10 protein-coding genes, 1 tRNA gene and 2 pseudogenes are annotated in these 19,068 nt (G+C 46.0%); 8 read left to right on the top strand and 5 right to left on the bottom strand.

Features of this window, described 5'->3' with window-relative positions; genetic code table 11:
* The first annotated feature begins 6 nt into the window (after positions 1-6).
* The 4 genes and pseudogenes from tnpA to AC52J8_RS18750 form a co-directional block, all read left to right on the top strand.
* The gene (gene tnpA / locus AC52J8_RS18765) at positions 7-390 is read left to right on the top strand and encodes an IS66-like element accessory protein TnpA (protein ID WP_004762545.1); all 384 of its coding nucleotides are present in this window, start codon (positions 7-9) and stop codon (positions 388-390) included.
* Positions 387-722, top strand: coding sequence for an IS66 family insertion sequence element accessory protein TnpB (gene tnpB / locus AC52J8_RS18760; RefSeq protein ID WP_004691519.1), 336 nt, complete (start codon positions 387-389; stop codon positions 720-722). Before tnpA ends, tnpB begins: the two co-directional genes overlap by 4 nt.
* Positions 723-791: 69 nt before the next feature.
* Positions 792-2,396 (top strand): IS66 family transposase, encoded by a 1,605-nt coding sequence (gene tnpC, locus AC52J8_RS18755; protein WP_130120076.1) that lies wholly within the window; start codon positions 792-794, stop codon positions 2,394-2,396.
* A 26-nt stretch (positions 2,397-2,422) separates the two neighbouring features.
* Positions 2,423-2,827, top strand: a pseudogene (locus tag AC52J8_RS18750) (IS5 family transposase); the annotation flags it as partial.
* A 244-nt stretch (positions 2,828-3,071) separates the two neighbouring features.
* On the opposite strand, the gene AC52J8_RS18745 reads toward AC52J8_RS18750, so the two are convergent.
* The 4 genes and pseudogenes from AC52J8_RS18745 to AC52J8_RS18730 form a co-directional block, all read right to left on the bottom strand.
* Entirely contained in the window at positions 3,072-3,497 is a 426-nt protein-coding gene (locus AC52J8_RS18745; RefSeq protein WP_097355462.1) for a hypothetical protein, read from the bottom strand.
* An 82-nt stretch (positions 3,498-3,579) separates the two neighbouring features.
* Positions 3,580-4,341, bottom strand: a complete 762-nt coding sequence (gene tpgA, locus AC52J8_RS18740; RefSeq protein ID WP_372531762.1) for a trimeric autotransporter adhesin/peptidogylcan-associated protein TpgA — start codon at positions 4,339-4,341, stop codon at positions 3,580-3,582.
* A gap of 120 nt (positions 4,342-4,461) precedes the next feature.
* A complete protein-coding gene (locus tag AC52J8_RS18735) occupies positions 4,462-16,014 on the bottom strand; it encodes an ESPR-type extended signal peptide-containing protein (protein WP_496538919.1) in 11,553 nt (3,850 codons plus the stop codon).
* Between the two features lie 190 nt (positions 16,015-16,204).
* Positions 16,205-17,137 (bottom strand): annotated as a pseudogene (locus AC52J8_RS18730) (IS5 family transposase).
* 236 nt (positions 17,138-17,373) lie between these two features.
* On the opposite strand from AC52J8_RS18730, the gene AC52J8_RS18725 reads away from it, so the two are divergent.
* The 4 genes from AC52J8_RS18725 to AC52J8_RS18710 all read left to right on the top strand — a co-directional run bounded on the left by AC52J8_RS18725 (position 17,374) and on the right by AC52J8_RS18710 (position 18,778).
* Positions 17,374-17,449: transfer RNA gene (locus tag AC52J8_RS18725), tRNA-Asn, on the top strand.
* A gap of 61 nt (positions 17,450-17,510) precedes the next feature.
* Positions 17,511-17,738, top strand: a complete 228-nt coding sequence (locus AC52J8_RS18720; protein ID WP_223235331.1) for a hypothetical protein — start codon at positions 17,511-17,513, stop codon at positions 17,736-17,738.
* Between the two features lie 364 nt (positions 17,739-18,102).
* Positions 18,103-18,276 carry a hypothetical protein gene (locus AC52J8_RS18715; protein WP_002009082.1) on the top strand — a complete coding sequence of 58 codons (174 nt, stop codon included), beginning with the start codon at positions 18,103-18,105 and terminating at the stop codon, positions 18,274-18,276.
* Positions 18,263-18,778: a hypothetical protein gene (locus AC52J8_RS18710; protein ID WP_032035758.1), complete on the top strand. Its 516-nt coding sequence runs from the start codon at positions 18,263-18,265 to the stop codon at positions 18,776-18,778. The genes AC52J8_RS18715 and AC52J8_RS18710 overlap by 14 nt, the downstream gene beginning before the upstream one ends.
* Before the next feature lie 37 nt (positions 18,779-18,815).
* Here AC52J8_RS18710 and AC52J8_RS18705 read toward each other — a convergent pair whose 3' ends face one another.
* Positions 18,816-19,064 carry a helix-turn-helix domain-containing protein gene (locus AC52J8_RS18705; protein WP_130119939.1) on the bottom strand — a complete coding sequence of 83 codons (249 nt, stop codon included), beginning with the start codon at positions 19,062-19,064 and terminating at the stop codon, positions 18,816-18,818.
* Between the last annotated feature and the right edge of the window lie 4 nt (positions 19,065-19,068).

The following is a 19,068-nucleotide window of genomic DNA, read 5'->3' as shown; positions in this document are numbered from 1 at the left end:
AAATTTATGACTACAAATCACCAGACATCCATCGCATCTCTTGCGAAAAAACGAAGAACATACAGTGCTGAATTTAAACAGCAGATCGTTCAGGCTTGTAAAGCACCGGACGTTTCAATTGCTTCGGTCGCTTTGCAACATGGATTGAATACAAATCTTGTATCCAAATGGATTCGCTTAATTGATGGTAAGCCAGGGAATGATCGCTCACCACTACCGAATAAACCTGCATTTATTGCCTTATCTTGCTCTGCACCATTAGATCCTACTCCTACTGACATGTTAACGGTTCAAATTACTTTACCCCACTCAAAAGCAGAAATTGGCTTGAAATGGCAAGTATCAGAAATATCTGCTTTAGCAGAATTACTCAAGGCACTTGCAACATGATCCGCATTGATGAAATCTGGCTTTCTACCCAACCTCTGGATATGCGAGCAGGGATGGATACTATCATGGCTCAGGTGGTGAGAGCCTTTGGCTACATTAAACCGCATTGTGCTTACCTGTTCTGTAATAAACGTGGCCATCGCATGAAAGTGCTGGTACATGATGGACTGGGCATCTGGCTGTGTGCCCGGCGGCTGGAACAGGGAAAATTCCACTGGGCGCAGGTTCACCAGGGTGAAAGCATGGCGATCAGTCCGGAACAGTTACAGGCACTGATCCAGGGTTTACCTTGGCAGCGCATTGGACGACAGCAGGTGGTGACGATGCTCTAAACTGGTCCATTCTGCTATTCTCCAAACGTTCTATTTCCTCTGCGTCATGACCTCAGGCATACTGCGGTCATGAATACGCTGCCAGACTTAAGCCAACTGACCCATGAACAACTGCTGGAATTTACCAGACAGTTGGCAATGCAGCATCAGTCTCTGGCACAATCAAATCAAGAATTAGAAAAATCAAACCAGCAATTGGATGCCAAAGTTCAACATCTTTCCATTCTCACGCAAAAATACGAGCATGAGCTCGCACTATTTAAACAGCACAAATTTGGCAGTAAAAACGAACATCTCACCGCAAAACAAATCCATCTGTGGGACGAAGCGGTTGAAGAGGATATCGCAGCAGTTGATTTGGAACTGGAGCGGCTGAATGCAGATAAAACCGATGCAGCGACAGAGAAAGCCACAGTCAACAAACCTAAACGTCGACTGCTGCCGGATCATTTACACACCATCCGTATTGAGCATGAACCTGCATCAACCCAATGCAGTTGTGGCTGCCAGTTACGTCGTATCGGCGAAGATATCAGTGAAAAACTGCATTTCAGACCGGCACAGTTCTATAAGGAACAGCATGTGCGTGGCAAATGGGTCTGTGATCAGTGTGACACCCTGACTCAGCAAGCGATGCCCGCCTATGTGATTGATAAAGGCATTGCTTCACCTGAACTGCTCAGCCATGTGCTGGTATCGAAGTATGCCGATCATTTGCCGCTGTACCGTCAGCGCCTGATCTATCAGCGGGCGGGCATTGATCTGTCCAGATCTACTTTATCTGACTGGATTGGTCGCTGCGGTGTGGAACTGGAACCTCTGGCCAATGCCTTAAAACAGGTGGTGCTGCAACAGCGGGTGATCCATGCCGATGAAACGCCGGTCACCATCATGCGGATGGGTGATGATGAGAAAAAACCGAAGAAAGGTTATGTCTGGGCCTATGCCACTACACAGTACAATCCAGTTCAAGCGGTGATCTATGACTTTCAGGATAGCCGTTCAGGTCAGCATGCAGAAGAGTTCCTGAATGGCTGGCAGGGCCATCTGGTCTGTGATGATTACAGTGGTTATAAAGCACGCTTTAAATCAGGCGATGTCATTGAGGTGGGCTGCATGGCGCATGCACGTCGTAAATTCCATGAGCTACATGTGACTGGGAAAAGTCAGATCGCTGAACAGGCATTACTGATGATTCAGAAACTGTATGCGATAGAAGCCGAACTCAGGAAAAAGACCGATAGTACAGCAGAACACCGCCGCGAATACCGACAACAGCACAGCCAACCGGTGATGCAACAACTGTATGAATGGCTCAACCAACATTATCTGACGGTGCCATCGAGTTCTCCAACCGCCAAGGCCATCAATTACAGTCTGAAGCGTTGGCCAGCCTTAAGCCGCTATCTGGATGATGGCAATCTACCCATTGACAATAACTGGGCAGAGAACTCAATGCGCCCCTGGGCCTTGGGACGAAAGAACTGGCTATTTGCAGGTTCGCTGCGCAGTGGCCAACGAGCAGCCAATATCATGACTTTAATCCAGTCAGCAAAGCTGAATGGGCTGGATCCGTATGCCTATTTAAGTGATGTGCTGAAAAGGCTGCCGACGCATAAAGCGACCCAAATAGAAGAATTACTGCCACATCGCTGGAAATCCAACTCAAATTAAAAAATAGGCATGGGGTTCAGCGGACGCTTACTTTACTTGATCAGATTCCATTGGATGAGCAAATAGACTCTGTTTATACCGATGGAGCTTATGACACAAAAAGATGCCGTCAAGTCATTGCAGATCGACAAGCGCATGCAGTGATTCCTCCTAGAAAAAATGCAAGACCTTGAAAAGATACAAAATCACATTCTCAGGAGCGAAATGAATTACTTCGAACAGTTAAACGTTTAGGCAGAACACTATGGAAAAAATGGTCAGGCTATCATCGGCGAAGTTTGGTGGAAACCAAGATGCATTGCATCAAATTATTAGGGGATAAATTAACAGCAAGGAGTTTGCCTAGTCAGGTGAATGAGATTCATGTACGCATAGCAGTCTTGAATAAATTCACAGAGCTAGGTCGCCCTCATACCCAAGTTGCCACTTAAATTTGGATCACTTAGCGTAGCTCAGCCTTTCAAACCTTTATGCAACAAAGCCTGTTCATACGATCTATGTAAAATCCGATCCATGACTGCATCTGCAATTGAAGGATCTTGAAACTGTTCAAATCATAATTTCTTGAGAACTTGACTTGTGATTAATAGTCCACCATTTTGAGATTGTTTATCAATAATTTCAAGAAAAGATGTGATAAAAAAGACTTCCGAAGAAGTCTTTTAAATTTTCTGCTTACATTTGTTTAATAAAATAAAGCCCCAGACATTGTTTGCCTTCCAAGTCGGTACACAATTCTGCAGTTTTTGCTGAAATCCATTTCAAGCTTAAACGGATTTGCGCTTTAGTAAAATCAGTTGGCTGACCGTTGCAGCCAGCTTTTTTATTATCTTTACTGACATTCATGGCAAAGATATCTAAAATTTTAGGATCTTGGTTGCGCACAATGGCAAACTCGCCTGACATTTTTTTCTGTTTCGCGCTATAGATTACTTGTGCAGGCTGAGTGAATTGATAGCTTTCTGTACATTTCGTTTTTGTATTGTAAACCGTCCATGTCCCAAAAAAATCTTTTTTCAAATCAACTTGGGTTTTATCAAATGCTTGAGTAGATAAAGCACATGCACTAGCAAGCGCAAAGCAGGAAAGTTGTTTTAACATGTTAATGGTCCAAGTCATTTATTTTGTAAAACAGCTAGCTGGTACAGCCAGCTGCAAAGAGGTTAAAGTAAGAATTGTAGCTTTACCACACCACATTTACACGGCGATTAGGTGCTAAGCAGTTCACCGTTTGTACTGTGGCACGAGTTCCCGCGCATTGCTGATATAAATCAGTTTGGCTATTTGCCTGAATCTGAATCCGATTTGGGGCAATGCCTGCACTCACCAACAATTTAGCAACCGTATTGGCACGTTGTGATGACAATTGCTGGTTATGGGCAAACTTGCCTAAAGGGTCAGCAAAACCTGATACCACGACTGGGCCTGTACTTGGGCTTTGTTGAATGCGTTGCGCAATCTCTGTGACAATACCTGCACCCTGTTCAATTGCATTGGCATGGTAACGGTCAAAGGCAAAGAATACGCTGGCAGAACGATCTGTGATTTGTGCATCTTTCGGGGCTTGGTTATTTGCACCAAAAGCCATCAAACCCTGACAGGCTTCACCTTTCCAATACACGTTTTGCGCAGTGGCTTTTCGATTACTGAGTTTGTCAAAGTCAACGCGTAATTGGCAACGCAAATAATCCTGACTATTTGGTTGGCGAATATCTAACACATAATTCCACGTTTTATTGATGAATAAACCTTCATTAAACTGTGGATTGCCCAATAAATGACGGAATTGGTCTTTATTCAGTCCAACATCTAAACGCGCCACATCATCATATTCATAGCGTTTGACTTGTTTTAAGTAACTGTCACTGACCTCTGGAAAATGAATTTCCTGTTCTTGTGCAGTGGTTGTTTCAATTTCAGCAGCATGACTCAATGACATCGACATCACTAGACCACTGAATGCACCTAACAGCATGGTTTTGTTCAATGCTTTCATTTTTTATCTCTCTCAAAATTAAGGAAAAATGAAGAAGATGAGCGATTCTCATCTTCTTCGTCTAGTGAATTAGTCAATTACACCACTAATACCGATACGAACACTTGGATCACCTTGAGAAGCTGCAGCTACACCACCAGTCAGTGACCAGCGACCATTGTCCGCTGTTTTACGTAAGGTCACACCGACAGCATTTTCACCACCATGATAAGCAGCCCCAACAGCATAGGTGTATTTACCCGCAACAAATGGCGCATTTTCTAAAGCCATCGCGGCAGCAATACCAGCATTCGCTCTTTTCTCAACATCATCAATACGTTGGTTTGTTGCATAGAATGCTTGTTCAAGCTTATTACTTACATTATCAATTTTGGTATTTAATGTTTGGTCAGCTTGATTCAATGCACCTATCGCATCACCAACATTGTGGTAAGACTGATCACCTACGTTATATGTTGGATTTGAGAAGCTTTGGGTAATATTGTCATAACCTGCTCCACCACCTAAGTAGTTTACAAGTGCTTGATTTGTTGTATTAAGTTGAGAACCATTTACTGCATCTTTTGAGGACTCTGTAACTGCTCCCGCTTTAACACCAGTCACAGTACGCTCACCTGCTGTTCCAGCAACATTAACCTGAGTACCACCAGTATCTTTACCAACAGTAATCGCTGCATCTTTATCAGCTTGCTGAACTAAACCTGATTTACCATTGTTAATATTGCTAATGTCAGTCTGAAGATTCGAAATATCGCCCGTATTTTTATTGACCTGTTGTTGAACAGTCCATAACTGGCCTCCATTAACAGCATCTTTAGAACCTTCTGCTACAGTACCATTTGCTACATTTTTAATGGTTGTACCATTAGCACCGCCAGCTAAAGTAATAGAGTCTTTGTTAACTGATCCATCACTATTTTTATCGTACTGCACAGCACTATTAGCAAGAGCACCAACATTATTGTTTATGCTACTTATTGCGCTATCCAGTTGTCCTTTGTTTACCGCATCTGTAGAAGAAACACCTGCGGCTACATTACTTATCGTTTTATTACCAGCACTAATTCCAGAAGTAGTGATACTCGGACCGCCAGCAATGATTAAGCCTGTTGATCCTAAATGGACGTTATTACCAACTTTTACTCCAGTCGTATCGATAACGGTATTACCAGTCGTAACACTATCAACCTTCAAGTTTTTGTTCAGCGCGACCTTGATATTACCTTCATTATCAGTTTCGCTGCTTTGAGCAACAGTTAAGTTGTCATCGCCAGTAAAATTCACTTTACCATTTGGTTTGATATTTTTAGCAGTCGCAGCATCACCATTGGCTGAAACTGTCCAGCCTGCATTCGCTGCCGTACCTGCATCAGTAACTGCTTTATCAAGTGCTGTTAAAGCATCACCAACATTGTTTGCACTTGTACCTGCAACATTATAAGTCGGGTTAGAAATTGAACCATCTGTATTAGCTTTAGCACCACCACCAAAGATACTTGCAGTTGTATTTGTAACCTGTGTTACACGATTATCTACATGATCAAGCTGGCCTTTGTTTACTGCATCAGTAGCATTGGTGCCTGCTGCTACGTTACTGATTGTGTTGCCTGCAGCATCAATGCCCGCTGTGGTGATGCTTGGTCCACCTGTGATGGTTAAGCCACTGTTGTTTAATTTGCTGTTACCTGCGGTCACGCTATCTAGGTCAAGGTCACGGCTTAGGCTGTATTGAATGGTGTTGCCACTCTTCGCAACTTGTAAGTTCGTTTCGCCTGCTGCTGTGCCGATATCGACCGTATCTCCCGCTTTGATCGCACCTGCATTGGCACCATTGCTGGCTAAGTTCCAACCTTTGTCTAATTCACTGATCGCAGCACCTACGTTGTTCACGTCTGTGCCATTCACGGTATAGGTCGGTGCTGTCACTGCACCTGTCGTACTGTCATAGGTTGCACCACCACCTAAGTTGTTGGCTGTGCTGTTGCCCAATGCATCAGTCTTGTTATCCGCTGCGGCGGTCGCTGCATCCAATTGGCCTTTGTTCACCGCTTGGTCTGCTGTGGTCGCATCTGCAACATTGCTGATGTTGGTGTTCGCAGCATCAATGCCCGCTGTGGTGATGCTTGGTCCACCTGTGATGGTTAAGCCACTGTTGTTTAATTTGCTGTTACCTGCGGTCACGCTATCTAGGTCAAGGTCACGGCTTAGGCTGTATTGAATGGTGTTGCCACTCTTCGCAACTTGTAAGTTCGTTTCGCCTGCTGCTGTGCCGATATCGACCGTATCTCCCGCTTTGATCGCACCTGCATTGGCACCATTGCTGGCTAAGTTCCAACCTTTGTCTAATTCACTGATCGCAGCACCTACGTTGTTCACGTCTGTGCCATTCACGGTATAGGTCGGTGCTGTCACTGCACCTGTCGTACTGTCATAGGTTGCACCACCACCTAAGTTGTTGGCTGTGCTGTTGCCCAATGCATCAGTCTTGTTATCCGCTGCGGCGGTCGCTGCATCCAATTGGCCTTTGTTCACCGCTTGGTCTGCTGTGGTCGCATCTGCAACATTGCTGATGTTGGTGTTCGCAGCATCAATGCCCGCTGTGGTGATGCTTGGTCCACCTGTGATGGTTAAGCCACTGTTGTTTAATTTGCTGTTACCTGCGGTCACGCTATCTAGGTCAAGGTCACGGCTTAGGCTGTATTGAATGGTGTTGCCACTCTTCGCAACTTGTAAGTTCGTTTCGCCTGCTGCTGTGCCGATATCGACCGTATCTCCCGCTTTGATCGCACCTGCATTGGCACCATTGCTGGCTAAGTTCCAACCTTTGTCTAATTCACTGATCGCAGCACCTACGTTGTTCACGTCTGTGCCATTCACGGTATAGGTCGGTGCTGTCACTGCACCTGTCGTGCTGTCATAGGTTGCACCACCACCTAAGTTGTTGGCTGTGCTGTTGCCCAATGCATCAGTCTTGTTATCCGCTGCGGCGGTCGCTGCATCCAATTGGCCTTTGTTCACCGCTTGGTCTGCTGTGGTCGCATCTGCAACATTGCTGATGTTGGTGTTCGCAGCATCAATGCCCGCTGTGGTGATGCTTGGTCCACCTGTGATGGTTAAGCCACTGTTGTTTAATTTGCTGTTACCTGCGGTCACGCTATCTAGGTCAAGGTCACGGCTTAGGCTGTATTGAATGGTGTTGCCACTCTTCGCAACTTGTAAGTTCGTTTCGCCTGCTGCTGTGCCGATATCGACCGTATCTCCCGCTTTGATCGCACCTGCATTGGCACCATTGCTGGCTAAGTTCCAACCTTTGTCTAATTCACTGATCGCAGCACCTACGTTGTTCACGTCTGTGCCATTCACGGTATAGGTCGGTGCTGTCACTGCACCTGTCGTGCTGTCATAGGTTGCACCACCACCTAAGTTGTTGGCTGTGCTGTTGCCCAATGCATCAGTCTTGTTATCCGCTGCGGCGGTCGCTGCATCCAATTGGCCTTTGTTCACCGCTTGGTCTGCTGTGGTCGCATCTGCAACATTGCTGATGTTGGTGTTCGCAGCATCAATGCCCGCTGTGGTGATGCTTGGTCCACCTGTGATGGTTAAGCCACTGTTGTTTAATTTGCTGTTACCTGCGGTCACGCTATCTAGGTCAAGGTCACGGCTTAGGCTGTATTGAATGGTGTTGCCACTCTTCGCAACTTGTAAGTTCGTTTCGCCTGCTGCTGTGCCGATATCGACCGTATCTCCCGCTTTGATCGCACCTGCATTGGCACCATTGCTGGCTAAGTTCCAACCTTTGTCTAATTCACTGATCGCAGCACCTACGTTGTTCACGTCTGTGCCATTCACGGTATAGGTCGGTGCTGTCACTGCACCTGTCGTACTGTCATAGGTTGCACCACCACCTAAGTTGTTGGCTGTGCTGTTGCCCAATGCATCAGTCTTGTTATCCGCTGCGGCGGTCGCTGCATCCAATTGGCCTTTGTTCACCGCTTGGTCTGCTGTGGTCGCATCTGCAACATTGCTGATGTTGGTGTTCGCAGCATCAATGCCCGCTGTGGTGATGCTTGGTCCACCTGTGATGGTTAAGCCACTGTTGTTTAATTTGCTGTTACCTGCGGTCACGCTATCTAGGTCAAGGTCACGGCTTAGGCTGTATTGAATGGTGTTGCCACTCTTCGCAACTTGTAAGTTCGTTTCGCCTGCTGCTGTGCCGATATCGACCGTATCTCCCGCTTTGATCGCACCTGCATTGGCACCATTGCTGGCTAAGTTCCAACCTTTGTCTAATTCACTGATCGCAGCACCTACGTTGTTCACGTCTGTGCCATTCACGGTATAGGTCGGTGCTGTCACTGCACCTGTCGTGCTGTCATAGGTTGCACCACCACCTAAGTTGTTGGCTGTGCTGTTGCCCAATGCATCAGTCTTGTTATCCGCTGCGGCGGTCGCTGCATCCAATTGGCCTTTGTTCACCGCTTGGTCTGCTGTGGTCGCATCTGCAACATTGCTGATGTTGGTGTTCGCAGCATCAATGCCCGCTGTGGTGATGCTTGGTCCACCTGTGATGGTTAAGCCACTGTTGTTTAATTTGCTGTTACCTGCGGTCACGCTATCTAGGTCAAGGTCACGGCTTAGGCTGTATTGAATGGTGTTGCCACTCTTCGCAACTTGTAAGTTCGTTTCGCCTGCTGCTGTGCCGATATCGACCGTATCTCCCGCTTTGATCGCACCTGCATTGGCACCATTGCTGGCTAAGTTCCAACCTTTGTCTAATTCACTGATCGCAGCACCTACGTTGTTCACGTCTGTGCCATTCACGGTATAGGTCGGTGCTGTCACTGCACCTGTCGTACTGTCATAGGTTGCACCACCACCTAAGTTGTTGGCTGTGCTGTTGCCCAATGCATCAGTCTTGTTATCCGCTGCGGCGGTCGCTGCATCCAATTGGCCTTTGTTCACCGCTTGGTCTGCTGTGGTCGCATCTGCAACATTGCTGATGTTGGTGTTCGCAGCATCAATGCCCGCTGTGGTGATGCTTGGTCCACCTGTGATGGTTAAGCCACTGTTGTTTAATTTGCTGTTACCTGCGGTCACGCTATCTAGGTCAAGGTCACGGCTTAGGCTGTATTGAATGGTGTTGCCACTCTTCGCAACTTGTAAGTTCGTTTCGCCTGCTGCTGTGCCGATATCGACCGTATCTCCCGCTTTGATCGCACCTGCATTGGCACCATTGCTGGCTAAGTTCCAACCTTTGTCTAATTCACTGATCGCAGCACCTACGTTGTTCACGTCTGTGCCATTCACGGTATAGGTCGGTGCTGTCACTGCACCTGTCGTGCTGTCATAGGTTGCACCACCACCTAAGTTGTTGGCTGTGCTGTTGCCCAATGCATCAGTCTTGTTATCCGCTGCGGCGGTCGCTGCATCCAATTGGCCTTTGTTCACCGCTTGGTCTGCTGTGGTCGCATCTGCAACATTGCTGATGTTGGTGTTCGCAGCATCAATGCCCGCTGTGGTGATGCTTGGTCCACCTGTGATGGTTAAGCCACTGTTGTTTAATTTGCTGTTACCTGCGGTCACGCTATCTAGGTCAAGGTCACGGCTTAGGCTGTATTGAATGGTGTTGCCACTCTTCGCAACTTGTAAGTTCGTTTCGCCTGCTGCTGTGCCGATATCGACCGTATCTCCCGCTTTGATCGCACCTGCATTGGCACCATTGCTGGCTAAGTTCCAACCTTTGTCTAATTCACTGATCGCAGCACCTACGTTGTTCACGTCTGTGCCATTCACGGTATAGGTCGGTGCTGTCACTGCACCTGTCGTGCTGTCATAGGTTGCACCACCACCTAAGTTGTTGGCTGTGCTGTTGCCCAATGCATCAGTCTTGTTATCCGCTGCGGCGGTCGCTGCATCCAATTGGCCTTTGTTCACCGCTTGGTCTGCTGTGGTCGCATCTGCAACATTGCTGATGTTGGTGTTCGCAGCATCAATGCCCGCTGTGGTGATGCTTGGTCCACCTGTGATGGTTAAGCCACTGTTGTTTAATTTGCTGTTACCTGCGGTCACGCTATCTAGGTCAAGGTCACGGCTTAGGCTGTATTGAATGGTGTTGCCACTCTTCGCAACTTGTAAGTTCGTTTCGCCTGCTGCTGTGCCGATATCGACCGTATCTCCCGCTTTGATCGCACCTGCATTGGCACCATTGCTGGCTAAGTTCCAACCTTTGTCTAATTCACTGATCGCAGCACCTACGTTGTTCACGTCTGTGCCATTCACGGTATAGGTCGGTGCTGTCACTGCACCTGTCGTACTGTCATAGGTTGCACCACCACCTAAGTTGTTGGCTGTGCTGTTGCCCAATGCATCAGTCTTGTTATCCGCTGCGGCGGTCGCTGCATCCAATTGGCCTTTGTTCACCGCTTGGTCTGCTGTGGTCGCATCTGCAACATTGCTGATGTTGGTGTTCGCAGCATCAATGCCCGCTGTGGTGATGCTTGGTCCACCTGTGATGGTTAAGCCACTGTTGTTTAATTTGCTGTTACCTGCGGTCACGCTATCTAGGTCAAGGTCACGGCTTAGGCTGTATTGAATGGTGTTGCCACTCTTCGCAACTTGTAAGTTCGTTTCGCCTGCTGCTGTGCCGATATCGACCGTATCTCCCGCTTTGATCGCACCTGCATTGGCACCATTGCTGGCTAAGTTCCAACCTTTGTCTAATTCACTGATCGCAGCACCTACGTTGTTCACGTCTGTGCCATTCACGGTATAGGTCGGTGCTGTCACTGCACCTGTCGTGCTGTCATAGGTTGCACCACCACCTAAGTTGTTGGCTGTGCTGTTGCCCAATGCATCAGTCTTGTTATCCGCTGCGGCGGTCGCTGCATCCAATTGGCCTTTGTTCACCGCTTGGTCTGCTGTGGTCGCATCTGCAACATTGCTGATGTTGGTGTTCGCAGCATCAATGCCCGCTGTGGTGATGCTTGGTCCACCTGTGATGGTTAAGCCACTGTTGTTTAATTTGCTGTTACCTGCGGTCACGCTATCTAGGTCAAGGTCACGGCTTAGGCTGTATTGAATGGTGTTGCCACTCTTCGCAACTTGTAAGTTCGTTTCGCCTGCTGCTGTGCCGATATCGACCGTATCTCCCGCTTTGATCGCACCTGCATTGGCACCATTGCTGGCTAAGTTCCAACCTTTGTCTAATTCACTGATCGCAGCACCTACGTTGTTCACGTCTGTGCCATTCACGGTATAGGTCGGTGCTGTCACTGCACCTGTCGTGCTGTCATAGGTTGCACCACCACCTAAGTTGTTGGCTGTGCTGTTGCCCAATGCATCAGTCTTGTTATCCGCTGCGGCGGTCGCTGCATCCAATTGGCCTTTGTTCACCGCTTGGTCTGCTGTGGTCGCATCTGCAACATTGCTGATGTTGGTGTTCGCAGCATCAATGCCCGCTGTGGTGATGCTTGGTCCACCTGTGATGGTTAAGCCACTGTTGTTTAATTTGCTGTTACCTGCGGTCACGCTATCTAGGTCAAGGTCACGGCTTAGGCTGTATTGAATGGTGTTGCCACTCTTCGCAACTTGTAAGTTCGTTTCGCCTGCTGCTGTGCCGATATCGACCGTATCTCCCGCTTTGATCGCACCTGCATTGGCACCATTGCTGGCTAAGTTCCAACCTTTGTCTAATTCACTGATCGCAGCACCTACGTTGTTCACGTCTGTGCCATTCACGGTATAGGTCGGTGCTGTCACTGCACCTGTCGTGCTGTCATAGGTTGCACCACCACCTAAGTTGTTGGCTGTGCTGTTGCCCAATGCATCAGTCTTGTTATCCGCTGCGGCGGTCGCTGCATCCAATTGGCCTTTGTTCACCGCTTGGTCTGCTGTGGTCGCATCTGCAACATTGCTGATGTTGGTGTTCGCAGCATCAATGCCCGCTGTGGTGATGCTTGGTCCACCTGTGATGGTTAAGCCACTGTTGTTTAATTTGCTGTTACCTGCGGTCACGCTATCTAGGTCAAGGTCACGGCTTAGGCTGTATTGAATGGTGTTGCCACTCTTCGCAACTTGTAAGTTCGTTTCGCCTGCTGCTGTGCCGATATCGACCGTATCTCCCGCTTTGATCGCACCTGCATTGGCACCATTGCTGGCTAAGTTCCAACCTTTGTCTAATTCACTGATCGCAGCACCTACGTTGTTCACGTCTGTGCCATTCACGGTATAGGTCGGTGCTGTCACTGCACCTGTCGTACTGTCATAGGTTGCACCACCACCTAAGTTGTTGGCTGTGCTGTTGCCCAATGCATCAGTCTTGTTATCCGCTGCGGCGGTCGCTGCATCCAATTGGCCTTTGTTCACCGCTTGGTCTGCTGTGGTCGCATCTGCAACATTGCTGATGTTGGTGTTCGCAGCATCAATGCCCGCTGTGGTGATGCTTGGTCCACCTGTGATGGTTAAGCCACTGTTGTTTAATTTGCTGTTACCTGCGGTCACGCTATCTAGGTCAAGGTCACGGCTTAGGCTGTATTGAATGGTGTTGCCACTCTTCGCAACTTGTAAGTTCGTTTCGCCTGCTGCTGTGCCGATATCGACCGTATCTCCCGCTTTGATCGCACCTGCATTGGCACCATTGCTGGCTAAGTTCCAACCTTTGTCTAATTCACTGATCGCAGCACCTACGTTGTTCACGTCTGTGCCATTCACGGTATAGGTCGGTGCTGTCACTGCACCTGTCGTGCTGTCATAGGTTGCACCACCACCTAAGTTGTTGGCTGTGCTGTTGCCCAATGCATCAGTCTTGTTATCCGCTGCGGCGGTCGCTGCATCCAATTGGCCTTTGTTCACCGCTTGGTCTGCTGTGGTCGCATCTGCAACATTGCTGATGTTGGTGTTCGCAGCATCAATGCCCGCTGTGGTGATGCTTGGTCCACCTGTGATGGTTAAGCCACTGTTGTTTAATTTGCTGTTACCTGCGGTCACGCTATCTAGGTCAAGGTCACGGCTTAGGCTGTATTGAATGGTGTTGCCACTCTTCGCAACTTGTAAGTTCGTTTCGCCTGCTGCTGTGCCGATATCGACCGTATCTCCCGCTTTGATCGCACCTGCATTGGCACCATTGCTGGCTAAGTTCCAACCTTTGTCTAATTCACTGATCGCAGCACCTACGTTGTTCACGTCTGTGCCATTCACGGTATAGGTCGGTGCTGTCACTGCACCTGTCGTACTGTCATAGGTTGCACCACCACCTAAGTTGTTGGCTGTGCTGTTGCCCAATGCATCAGTCTTGTTATCCGCTGCGGCGGTCGCTGCATCCAATTGGCCTTTGTTCACCGCTTGGTCTGCTGTGGTCGCATCTGCAACATTGCTGATGTTGGTGTTCGCAGCATCAATGCCCGCTGTGGTGATGCTTGGTCCACCTGTGATGGTTAAGCCACTGTTGTTTAATTTGCTGTTACCTGCGGTCACGCTATCTAGGTCAAGGTCACGGCTTAGGCTGTATTGAATGGTGTTGCCACTCTTCGCAACTTGTAAGTTCGTTTCGCCTGCTGCTGTGCCGATATCGACCGTATCTCCCGCTTTGATCGCACCTGCATTGGCACCATTGCTGGCTAAGTTCCAACCTTTGTCTAATTCACTGATCGCAGCACCTACGTTGTTCACGTCTGTGCCATTCACGGTATAGGTCGGTGCTGTCACTGCACCTGTCGTGCTGTCATAGGTTGCACCACCACCTAAGTTGTTGGCTGTGCTGTTGCCCAATGCATCAGTCTTGTTATCCGCTGCGGCGGTCGCTGCATCCAATTGGCCTTTGTTCACCGCTTGGTCTGCTGTGGTCGCATCTGCAACATTGCTGATGTTGGTGTTCGCAGCATCAATGCCCGCTGTGGTGATGCTTGGTCCACCTGTGATGGTTAAGCCACTGTTGTTTAATTTGCTGTTACCTGCGGTCACGCTGTCGACACTAATATCCGATGCTAAACTTAATTGCACACCATCTGCAGTAGTAACACTGTTGATATTACTATCACCTTTAACATTGATAGTTTCTCCCAACGCATAGTTATTTGAGGTACTACCATCACCAAAATTAATGCCTTTTTGTGCTTCTGCTAGTGCTGAATTCGCTGTAGTTTGTGCAGTCGTTACATTGTTATTCGTGGTAGTTAACTGACCAAAGTTAACCGCATCACCTGATGCTGTACCTGCTGCAACATTTGTAATCTTTTGATTATTTAAATTTGCACCACCATTTAGATTACTTACTCCCGTAACACTCAATGTGCCACCAGTTGCAAGATTTCCTGCTGTGACAGTGCCTGTAAATACAGGTGCATCAGCCATTTGAATACTAACAGTATTTCCACTTACTGACGTTTTTAAATTATTTCCAGAATAAGTTCCAGCTGTTGAGCCTGTTCCAGTAATATTTAATGTTGAACCAAGCTTGTTAGCAGAACTACCTGTATTCCCACTAAAAGTAATTGGCTTAATAACTTCATTATTTAGATTAGTTAAAGCACCTGACACAGTATTCGAGTTTACTGTTGTTCCATCTGTTTTTGTAGTTGTAAAAGTTGGTGCAGTATATACATTTGTTGATGGATCATAGGCTGCTCCGCCTCCTAAAGCTGTAGTGTTCCCAACCGCACGATTGTTTACATCTTTAAGTTGAGCCACTGTAACCGCATCTTGGTCAGCAGCACCATCAGCAACATTTTGAATACGTCTAAGATTTGTAGATGAACCAACTGAAACAACGGAGGTAGGAGCTGTAGTGTTGGTAATGTAACCTGTACCAGTAGGCGCAGTCGTAGTTGAGCCTCCACCTAATGCAACAGAATTGTTAACACTAGCAACCGCCCCAGTACCTAATGCAATAGCATCTTTTATATTTGCAGAGACTTTTGCATCCACACCAAATGCAATAGATTTGTCAGCGCCAGTAGCTACTTGTGATCCTGCCATAAGAGCCGCGCTATAAGCAGCCTTAGCATCAGGGCCTTGCTGGTTATAAGTGGTCCCATTAATTGTAGTGCCATCACCACTCGAACCTAAAGCTAGTGATCCCTGACCATCAGCTATTGGGCTGCTGTGTGTAGTAGATAAACCACTACCTATAGCTACACCACCTTTACCATTAGACGTCACTGGATTTGAGTTGTAATTTGATCCAATAATTACTGACTGCTCAGCCGATGTTGATGAAATAATATCATTACCAATGACAGTAGATTGTGCCCCCTGAGCTGCTAAATTTGCACCAATTGCTATTGCTTCAACTGCAGATGCGCAAGCTGTACTATTTTCATTTGCAATGGCAATTGCGGCAGTTTCACTTCCAGTCCCATTTGAAGTTCTCGTACAGTTGGTCCGAGTAGTACCCCCTCCAGCTTCATAACCTGCATGGGCAAAATCAGCAGTAAATGCTGCGAAAATAGCAAGAGTTAAAGCTTTGTAATTAAAAAAAAGATTACCAAAACTCTGTGGTTCTTTTTGTTCTAAAGAAAGAGTTTGCCCAACACTTCCACTATTTTTTGTTTTCCCTTTGGCAATTTCAGAAACCGCCACCCATACGCCTAAAGAGGCATTCCATACAACCTTATAAACCTTATTCATAATAATTTCCAAATGCAGAAAAGAAGTTAGAACTTGCAGCCTTTATGTATACAAGTCGGTTTACCAAGTAAAAAAATGTAATTTATTATCGAGTAAAATAACAATTTTCTTGTGAGAAGTAAATCACACTTTGACCCGGCTTTGTTGCACAAAGGCTTGAAATGCACAGCTGCCCCTAAGTGATCCAAATTTAAGTGGCAACTTGGGTATGAGGGCGACCTAGCTCTGTGAATTTATTCAAGACTGCTATGCGTACATGAATCTCATTCACCTGACTAGGCAAACTCCTTGCTGTTAATTTATCCCCTAATAATTTGATGCAATGCATCTTGGTTTCCACCAAACTTCGCCGATGATAGCCTGACCATTTTTTCCATAGTGTTCTGCCTAAACGTTTAACTGTTCGAAGTAATTCATTTCGCTCCTGAGAATGTGATTTTGTATCTTTTCAAGGTCTTGCATTTTTTCTAGGAGGAATCACTGCATGCGCTTGTCGATCTGCAATGACTTGACGGCATCTTTTTGTGTCATAAGCTCCATCGGTATAAACAGAGTCTATTTGCTCATCCAATGGAATCTGATCAAGTAAATCACCAAGCACCTGTGAATCACTGACATTATTGGTTGTAAGCTGAACTGCTCGTATTTGTAGGGTTTTAGCATCTATACCAATATGAAGTTTACGCCATTGGCGACGATATTCAGGTCCATGTTTCTTGCGCTTCCATTCGCCCTCACCTAGAAACTTCATGCCTGTAGAGTCCATGAGTAGATGCAGCCCATCGCTACTTTTTTGGTAGTTGATTACAATATCAATATGCTTTTGTCTTCTACAAAGCGTGGTGTAATCTGGTGCGGTCCAATTTAATCCGCAAAGTTTAATCAGACTTTGCACAAAGCCAGTGACTATACGTAAAGATAGACGGAATAAGGATTTAATCATTAAACAGCATTGAATAGCCGTATCGGCGTAAGTTTGATTTCGACCTTGCTTGTTTTGTGGTTGTGCATACCACTGAGTGTTTGGATCAAACCAAATGGAAATGTTGCCCCGATTAATGAGAGCGCGATTATAGGAAGACCAGTTGGTTGTGCGGTAGATTTTGTGTGTAGGCTTCTTCATTTGAAAATTATATCGCTGAAAAAGCCTTTACAGATAGGTTTGTGCAACAAAGCCCATCGAGTGCTAAATTGCTTGCATTACTTGCAATGGCATCTGCCAAACGCCCTCTTCAATATAATTATACTCCCATATTACAAGCTTTATATCTATCTAGTTATCTACATTTCTATATTCCTATATTACTACATAACAATATTGAAAGTTACTTATAAAACAATATAATTACCTAACTATATTGCGTAGTAGCTCAGTAGGTAGAGCAGCGGACTGTTAATCCGTTGGTCACTGGTTCGAACCCAGTCTACGCAGCCAATCTCCTTATATGCTCCTCTTGTACTCAGGTACCGAAATGTCATACGCCGACAGAACACCGATGGCAAAATTCTTTGATGCGCTGGCTTATGAAAAGAATGAAGTAAAAGTTACGCACACAAAGGATAAAAAGGGCGTCCATGATTCGATTCATGTGAAGTTAAGTAGTGGTTTTGCAAAATTTGAAAAGAACGATCAAAAATATGAATTTGTCTTTAATCATCAAAAACAAGTGATTAATCATGATTGCTTTGAAGCCTTTGTAGAAAATTTCACAATTAAATCATAAAAAATAAAGGCTTATAATATTTGTAGATTTCTATATATCTACATTACTACATAGATTTACAGTTTCTATTTTAGAAAGGGATAGTTTCATTTTGAAATATTCTCTATTGCAAATTATGCGTAAAAGCATAAAATAATCGATGCAAACTAAGAAATATTATTGATCGTTTATAGAATTCTATAAGAGGTCGATAAAATTTTATTTATCTGATGCGATTATGCATATGTAAATCAAATAGGTTGTAGCCTATTTAGTTTACAAACTGCCGACTATTTAAGCAGCTTATTAAAGCAATAAAGCGAAATGACAGTTATTATATGTACTGTCATCTCTTAACGAGAATCTCCAACTGGAGAAAAAAGTTATGAACAAGATGACCAACCAAAACGTAAACCCTGCAATTGTTGAACTTGTGCAGATGGGTAATAGCTTCGGTGGCACAAAAATCACTGGCAACTCTTCTGAGGAAACGAGACGCAACTTGCGCAGAGCCTTTGAAGCGGCCAAGGAACGCATGAAACGGGATGCCACAACCTGATCAACAACTCGAAAGAAAATACATCACCCACGCAGAATTGCACGACCTATTCTTCGTAATCAGTCAACATATAGGCTTCACTATTGAAGACATTGAGGATTACGAAGAAGACATCTTTAACCTAATCGAGCTTTGGCGAGAGCAAGGTTACATCGATATATACATAGAAGATAGCGATAGACGCTACGGCAGAGCCAAAAGTATGGCTTCTGTACGAAATTCCGTTCCATACTATCTAAATATGTATCATGCCCGCGTTGTTAAAGGCGAGTACGATCCTTTACTTGTTATAACTTTTGAAGATACCGACCAAGTACATCCCGATGGTCACGAAATGAAAGTGGCAAGTATTCGCTTTATGGCTATTCATGATGATTTATTTGGTGAACAAGATCCAAGAGTAAAATTCAATGATGCTGCCATGAAGCAAATTCGAAAGAAAATTGATGCCTATAGAAAACAAGGCGATCAATACAATGAAGAAAAGAAAGGCTCGCAATAAGCGAGCCTTTTTTGTTTGGATGGCTTAATAGCCCTTTCTAAAATTGCTGATCCAAGTAATCGGCGTATTCCACAGATTTTATACTTTTCTCTTTAAGAAGCAAAATAATCTCATTTCTTATGCCCACGGGAATTAGTCGCTCTCTCGTTATCCATTGTCTAACTCGGCGTGGATCCACGCCGATAGCACGAGCCAATTCGCTTTGCCAATGCGTGCCGTAGAGTATTTCACCCGCCTGTCTTAATTCTTCCGGCGTCATGCGAGGAGTATCTTGATCAATCACAATGTAA

The sequence above is a fragment of the Acinetobacter sp. S-1 genome (assembly GCF_059579785.1).
This window is presented reverse-complemented; position numbering and strand designations above follow the sequence as displayed.